The sequence below is a fragment of the Methyloceanibacter sp. genome (genome assembly GCF_035650995.1).
Lineage (GTDB): Bacteria > Pseudomonadota > Alphaproteobacteria > Rhizobiales > Methyloligellaceae > Methyloceanibacter.
The window spans coordinates 1-6,362 of record NZ_DASRGO010000094.1; the positions used below are offsets into that span (position 1 = coordinate 1).

At 66.8% G+C, this 6,362-nt stretch carries 8 protein-coding genes; 4 read left to right on the forward strand and 4 right to left on the reverse strand.

Features of this window, described 5'->3' with window-relative positions; all coding sequences use genetic code 11:
* The 3 genes from VFB18_RS07425 to VFB18_RS07435 all read left to right on the forward strand — a co-directional run.
* Positions 1-326 (forward strand): aminotransferase class I/II-fold pyridoxal phosphate-dependent enzyme (locus VFB18_RS07425; protein WP_324972973.1); only part of this gene is annotated, 326 nt, incomplete at its 5' end.
* Positions 323-1,249 (forward strand): prephenate/arogenate dehydrogenase family protein, encoded by a 927-nt coding sequence (locus tag VFB18_RS07430; RefSeq protein WP_324972978.1) that lies wholly within the window; start codon positions 323-325, stop codon positions 1,247-1,249. The genes VFB18_RS07425 and VFB18_RS07430, both read left to right, overlap by 4 nt.
* Before the next feature lie 126 nt (positions 1,250-1,375).
* The gene (locus tag VFB18_RS07435) at positions 1,376-1,933 is read left to right on the forward strand and encodes a gamma-glutamylcyclotransferase (protein WP_324972981.1); all 558 of its coding nucleotides are present in this window, start codon (positions 1,376-1,378) and stop codon (positions 1,931-1,933) included.
* A 4-nt stretch (positions 1,934-1,937) separates the two neighbouring features.
* Here the strand turns inward: VFB18_RS07435 and VFB18_RS07440 are convergent, their stop codons facing one another.
* The 4 genes from VFB18_RS07440 to mtgA all read right to left on the reverse strand — a co-directional run bounded on the left by VFB18_RS07440 (position 1,938) and on the right by mtgA (position 5,469).
* Entirely contained in the window at positions 1,938-3,749 is a 1,812-nt protein-coding gene (locus VFB18_RS07440) for a bifunctional diguanylate cyclase/phosphodiesterase (RefSeq protein ID WP_324972984.1), read from the reverse strand.
* A 210-nt stretch (positions 3,750-3,959) separates the two neighbouring features.
* Positions 3,960-4,409 carry a hypothetical protein gene (locus VFB18_RS07445; RefSeq protein ID WP_324972988.1) on the reverse strand — a complete coding sequence of 150 codons (450 nt, stop codon included), beginning with the start codon at positions 4,407-4,409 and terminating at the stop codon, positions 3,960-3,962.
* A 51-nt stretch (positions 4,410-4,460) separates the two neighbouring features.
* Complete coding sequence (gene rpmF / locus VFB18_RS07450) at positions 4,461-4,646, reverse strand: 50S ribosomal protein L32 (RefSeq protein ID WP_324972991.1); 186 nt, start codon at positions 4,644-4,646, stop codon at positions 4,461-4,463.
* Positions 4,647-4,746: 100 nt separating this feature from the next.
* On the reverse strand, positions 4,747-5,469 hold the full coding sequence (gene mtgA, locus VFB18_RS07455) for a monofunctional biosynthetic peptidoglycan transglycosylase (RefSeq protein WP_324972994.1): 723 nt from the start codon (positions 5,467-5,469) through the stop codon (positions 4,747-4,749).
* Positions 5,470-5,581: 112 nt separating this feature from the next.
* Between mtgA and VFB18_RS07460 the strand changes: the two genes are divergently transcribed.
* Positions 5,582-6,362 (forward strand): polyprenyl synthetase family protein (locus tag VFB18_RS07460; RefSeq protein ID WP_414675665.1); only part of this gene is annotated, 781 nt, incomplete at its 3' end.

Genomic DNA, 6,362 nt, shown 5'->3' on the forward strand with positions numbered 1-6,362 from the left:
CGCTTGAGGATCAGGCGTGGATCAGGCGCGCGGCGGACCACAACGAGGTCTGGCGCGGTCGCATGGCCGAGGCGCTTACCAGACTCGGGCTCCGCGTCACGCCGAGCGCCGCCAATTTCCTCCTGCTGCACTTCCCCACGGGAAACGGCCGCTCGGCCGACGAGGCGGACGCCTTCCTGCACGAGCGCCGCATCATCCTGAGACGCGTCGCGGAATACGGCTTTCCCGACGCGCTCCGCATGACGATCGGCACGGAGGACGACAACCGCGCCGTGCTCGAGGCGCTGACCGCCTTCATGAGCGGCAAGGGCTCAGCGCGCAAATGACCACGCCCCTGTTCGACACGCTGGCCATCATCGGGCCCGGCCTGATCGGCTCCTCCATCATGCGCGCCGCCCGCGCCAAGGGCGCGGTGCGCAAGATCGTCGCCACCTCGCGCTCGCCCGAGACACGGAAGCGCGTGGTCGATCTCGGCATCGCCGATGAGGTCACCGAGACCAACGAAGAGGCGGTCAAAGGCGCCGACCTCGTCATCGTCTGCGTTCCGGTCGGCGTGTGCGGCGAGGTCGCCAAGGAGATCGGCCCGCATCTCGCGCCGGGCGCGATCCTCTCCGATGTCGGCTCGGTGAAAGGCTCGATCGTGCGCGACATGGGCCCGCATGTGCCGAAGCCGGTCCATTTCGTGCCGGCCCATCCCGTGGCCGGCACCGAGCATTCCGGGCCGGACGCCGGCTTCGCCGAGCTGTTCGAGAACCGTTGGTGCATCCTGACCCCGCCGGAGGGGACCGACAAAGGGGCGGTGGAGAGGCTCGCCTCCTTCTGGCGCCTGCTCGGCGCCAACGTCGAGACCATGACGCCCGAGCATCACGACCTCGTGCTCGCCATCACCAGCCATCTGCCGCACCTGATCGCCTACACCATCGTCGGCACCGCCGACGAATTGCAGACGGTGACGCGCTCGGAGGTGCTGAAATTTTCTGCCGGCGGCTTCCGCGATTTCACCCGCATCGCCGCCTCCGACCCCGTCATGTGGCGCGACATCTTCCTCGCCAACAAGGACGGCGTGCTCGAGATGCTCGGCCGCTTCAACGAGGACATCGCCGCGCTGACCAAGGCGATCAGAAAGGGCGACGGCGCGGCGCTCTACGACCACTTCGCCCGCACCCGCGCCATCCGCCGCGGCATCATCGAACTCGGCCAGGATACCGAGGCCGCCGATTTCGGCCGCCCCCACGGCCACGAGGATTGAGGCCAGGCAGACTGGTGAAGAGCTCCATTGAAAATAGAAGCCGTCATGCCCGGCCTCGTGCCGGGTATCCACGATTTGCCGAAAGCACGAGCTTCAAAGACGTGGATGGCCGGGTCGAGCCCGGCCATGACGGAAGGGGTTCGTTGGGCAAGCGATATGGCTGAGCTTTGGGTGTTCGGCTATGGCTCGCTGATGTGGCGGCCGGGCTTCGACTTCGAGGAGCAGGCGCCGGCCAGGCTCATGGGCGCGCATCGGGCGCTGTGCGTCTATTCCGTCGTGCATCGCGGCACGCACGCCGAGCCCGGCCTCGTGCTCGGGCTCGACAAGGGCGGAGCCTGCCGCGGCATGGCCTTCCGCGTCGCCGCCGGCGCCGAAGAAAAGACGCTCGCCTATTTGCGCGCGCGCGAGCAGGTGACCGACGTCTATGTCGAGGCCTTCCGCCCCATCACCCTGCTCGACGGCACGAACCGGAGATGCCGCGCGCTCTGCTACCTGGTCGACCCCAAGCACCCCCAATATGCCGGGGCGCTTTCCCTCGAGGAGCAACTCCGCATCGTCCGCACCGGCAAGGGCCAGGCGGGCGGGAACATCGAGTATGTGCTGAACACCGTGCGCCACCTCGAAAAGGTGGGGGTGCACGATGCGGAGCTTGCTGCCCTCGCCGCGCTGCTGTCAGCAGGCTAGGCGCTTAGAGGGAGCTCGCCTCGTCCGCCGCCGCCTCGATCTTGGGAAACTCCGGCACGCCGAAGAAATAGCCCTGCATATAGGCGACGCCCGCTCGCTCGAGCAGCTTCGCCGTCCGCTCGTCGCCCACCCATTCGCCCACCGTGACGATGCCGAAATTGCGGGCAAGCTCGATCAGCGTGCACACGAACATCTCGTCCTCGGCGTGGGTCGCGAGATTCTCGATGAACGAGCCGTCGATCTTGACCATGTCGACGCCGAGCAGCCGCAAGCTACGGAACGAGGTATAGCCCGCGCCGAAATCGTCGAGCGCCACCCTGCACCCTAACTCTTTGAGCGCCTTGACGAATTTTACGGTCTCGGCGAGATCCGCGATGGCCGCGGTCTCGGTGATCTCGATGGTCAGCCGCTCGGTCAGCGCCCGGTCCTTGCCGGTGAAGGCTTCGAGCCCGGAAAGCCATTGCCGGTCGGTCGCGGTCGCCGCCGAGACGTTGAGCGCGAGCTTGATCTCGGGGATCGAGCGCAGCAGGTCGATGGCGAGCTCGAGCACGCGGTGGTCGATGAGCTTGGAGAGGCCGACCTGCTCGGCGACGTGGATGAACTCGCTTGCCGAGACGATCGAGCCGTCGAGCCGCTTCATGCGCAGCAGGCACTCGTAAAGCTCAGGCTCCCGGCTTCGCGACGTCACGATCGGCTGGAGCGCGAGCATCATGCGCCGGTCGTTCAGCGCGCGCACGATCTCGTCGGCGATGGCCACGGCGCGGCGCCGCTCCGATTCGCGCCGCTCGCAGGGCTGATAAAGCACGAAGCGATCGCCGCACATGTTGCGCGCCACGTCGAGCGCCTGGAGGCAACGGCCGATGGCCGATTGCGCGTTGCCGGCGTGCTCCGGCAAGAGCACGGCGCCCACCGAGATGCTGGCCGCCACCGCACCGACGCTCGTATCGATCACGCTATCGCGCACCGCCGCCATGAGGCGCGCAGCGATGGCCTTGAGCCCCGCCGCGTCGCAATCGTACAGCACGACGCCGAACTTGTTCGAGGAGAAGCGTCCGATGCAGTCCTTGCCGCGCAGCGCCCGCCCGAGCCGCCGCCCGACGATGGCGATCACCTCGTCGCCGACGTCGAACCCGTAGGTCTCGTTGATCAGGGTGAGGTCGTTGACCCCGGCGAGCAGAAAGGCGCCCTTGGCGGGCGAACGGCCCGCGCTGGACAGAAGTTGCGCGAGCTCCTCGGTGAGACGCGTGCGGTTGAGCTGCCCGGTGAGCTCGTCATGGCTGCCGAGAAAGAGCAGGCGCTCCTCCTTCTCTCTGCGTTCATCGATCACCCTGAGCGTTCCGCGCGCGAGCCGCGGGCGCGCGTCCTTGTCGATGCAGCAGACGCCGGTGTCCTCGACCCACAGCGCCGCCCTGCCGCGGCGTCCCTCGGGGAGGAAACGATAGTGCAGGCAGTATTTGATCTCGGTCGCAGGCGCCACATGCGGGCCACCGGTAATGCCGTCATAGCGCGCACCGGCATGCTCGGGATCGACCAGGAGCGCGAAGGCGCGGCCCTTGGCGAGCTTGACGGCGTCGGCTACGCCGAGCACCTCGGCCGCGTTCTCGGCCCACTCGATGCTGTCGCTGGCGAAGTCCCAAGAGTAGGCGGTCTCGCGCACCGCCGTCAGCACCTCGGCGAGATCGAGCTCCCGCGCTGGCGCGTGCAAGGATGAGGACTCGTCCCCGCGTTGGCCGAAATCGACGACGCTCGCGGCGTCCTGTTGGCTTATCGAAGTAGCGCGGCCGGGCTCCGCCCGCTCTTTCGAGGTCCTGTTCAAATCCGCCCCCTTACATCCCGCGGGGCGCCATCTTTGGACGCGTCCCTGTTGCCGCGAAGTTAGGCATCAACGCTTAAGAAACGGCTCTTTCTAGAGTGTGATCGAGCAGGAAAGACGGCGGCAATGCGCCGGCCTCACGCATTCTTCATCGCTTGGTTGACAAAGCCTTGCGGCCTTCCCAGCCCGCATTGGGCCCATTGAAGAGAGCCGCTACTCCCCGACGCTGTAATCGCGCCGCGCCGCGTTGATGGTGACCGAGAAGCCCGCGATCACGTCGATCATCGCCATCAGCATGAGCAGGAAAAAGGTCGAGCTCGCGGCGGCGTCCCAGATCAGGAACAAGATCAGGCAGACCACGAACACCATCATCGAAAAGGCATGGTCGATGACCGTGGCGCCGCCGGTCCGCGTCGCCTTGAGCACTTCGAAGAACAGGAGCCCGAGCCCGACCGCAAGCAGGATATCGCCGAGCGCGATCCGCCACGTCCCCCCTGAGGGCAGCGAGACCTCGAAGCGGGCGGCATCGAAATCGGCGCCCGCCCCGGCAAAGGCTACATAAGCGAGGAGGGGAACGACGAGGAGCGGCACGGCGGCCATCCAGCCCCGCCGCTCGAATCTGCGAACCGTCCTCTTCTCAGGTCCCGGTTCCGACATTGCCATGCGGCCCCCCTCAAGATCGGGCCCGTCCGGGCCCCAAGCCGAGCCGGACGCTTAGGCCTCTTCCTTGACGTCGAGCACCTGTCGGCCGCGATAGCGGCCCGATTTCAGGTCGATGTGGTGGGGCCGGCGGAGCTCGCCCGACTCCTTGTCCTCGACATAGGTCGGCGCCTTGAGCGCGTCGTGACTGCGCCTGTTGCCGCGCTTCATGCGCGAGATTTTTCTCTTGGGAACGGCCATGATTTCCAAATCCTCTGAGCGGCCCGCGGGAACCCGGGAGCCTTTCGTCGCGCCCTTATAGTGGCAAACATTTCCGCTGGCCAGAGCCGATGGCGGGGCTTTACTGCTCGGGCACCAGGCAGCCTGCGCGCTTGGCGATGATCGGCATCCTGAGCTCGACCGCGCGCGCGATTCTGAGCATGCGCAAGCTCGGCTTGCGCGGGTTGCGGACGCGCGGGTTGGGCAAGGTGACGGCGAGCAGAACCGCCTCGTGGCGGGTGAGATCGGCGGCGCTCTTGCCGAAATAGTAGCGGCTTGCCGCCTCCGCGCCATAGATGCCGCGGCCGAATTCGGCGACATTGAGATAGACCTCGATCATGCGCTGCTTGGGCCACACGAGCGACATGACATAGGCGAGCGGCAGCTCGAAGGCTTTGCGCACGTAGCTCCGCCCGTTCCACAGATAGAGGTTCTTGGCCACCTGCATGGGGATGGTGCTCGCCCCGCGCACGGCTCCCGCCTTGATGGCGTCGCGCATCGCGCCCCAATCGACCCCCCAGTGGAGGCAGAAGCGGCCGTCCTCGCTCGAGATCACGGCGAGCGGCAATTGCGGCGATATGTCCTTGAGCGGCACCCATTGCCGCTCGAGTGTGGTGCCATCGAGCTTGTCGGCCAGCATCACCATGGTGATGGGCGGATTGACGAACCGGAACAGGAAAATGGAAAAGAGAAGCGCCCCGAAGAGCAGGAGCGCGACAAGCGCGGCGCGCTTGAGCCAGGTACGGGCCGTCCGTCTCGCCGAGCGCCTGCGCCCTCGCGCTCCTGAGACTGCCTGAATCACCATCGCCCTCGCGTTCTACCGCCCGGTTGCCGCCGCCCGCAACGTGGTATTAGGGTAATCATTAGCAACGATTTTGCGGCATGACGCCGCCCCCGCTCGCCCCAATCCCCGGAAAATGACCTTCAAAGAAGACCTCGAACGCGTGGGCCGGCTGGTCGAGGCAAGGCTCGATGCCATGCTCGGCGATCAAGGCTCAGGCGCCGCACAAGGAACCACCCTGGCAAAAGCCATGCGCTACGCCGTGCTCGGCGGCGGCAAGCGCTTGCGCCCCTTTCTGCTCATGCAATCGGCGCGGCTGTTCGGCGTGAACGAGACGGCCGCGCTCGACGCGGGTTGCGCCCTGGAATGCGTGCATTGCTATTCCCTCGTCCATGACGACCTGCCGGCCATGGACGACGACGACATGCGCCGTGGCCGCCCGACCGTGCACAAGGCCTTTGACGAGGCGACGGCGATCCTCGTCGGCGACGCGTTGCTCACCATCGCCTTCGAGACCTTGAGTTCGCCGTCTCTGCACGAGGACCCGGCGATCCGTTCCGAGCTTGTGCTTCACCTGGCAAGAGCGAGCGGCTGGCAGGGGATGGTGCTCGGCCAGGGGCTCGACCTCTCTATCGGCCAGACGTCCTTCGGCGGAGACGACGTGGCGAGGATGCAGGCGCTCAAGACCGGCGCCCTGTTCCGCTTCGCCTGCGAGGCGGGCGCGATCCTCGGCCGGGCGAGCGCCTCGGAACGCGCCGCGCTCATCGCTTACGCGTCAGCCTTCGGCCAAGCGTTCCAACTCGCCGACGACCTGCTCGACGCCGAAGGCGACGCCGCCACGCTCGGCAAGGCGGTCGCCAAGGATGCCGGGCAAGGCAAAGCGACGCTGATCGCGCTGTTCGGGGTGGACGCAGCCA

Coding starts and splice junctions, on each gene's coding strand:
- VFB18_RS07430 (WP_324972978.1), top strand. CDS start 323: ATGACCACGCCCCTGTTCGACACGCTGGCCATCATCGGGCCCGGCCTG.
- VFB18_RS07435 (WP_324972981.1), top strand. CDS start 1,376: ATGACGGAAGGGGTTCGTTGGGCAAGCGATATGGCTGAGCTTTGGGTG.
- VFB18_RS07445 (WP_324972988.1), bottom strand. CDS start 4,409: ATGGCAATGTCGGAACCGGGACCTGAGAAGAGGACGGTTCGCAGATTC.
- rpmF (WP_324972991.1), bottom strand. CDS start 4,646: ATGGCCGTTCCCAAGAGAAAAATCTCGCGCATGAAGCGCGGCAACAGG.
- mtgA (WP_324972994.1), bottom strand. CDS start 5,469: ATGGTGATTCAGGCAGTCTCAGGAGCGCGAGGGCGCAGGCGCTCGGCG.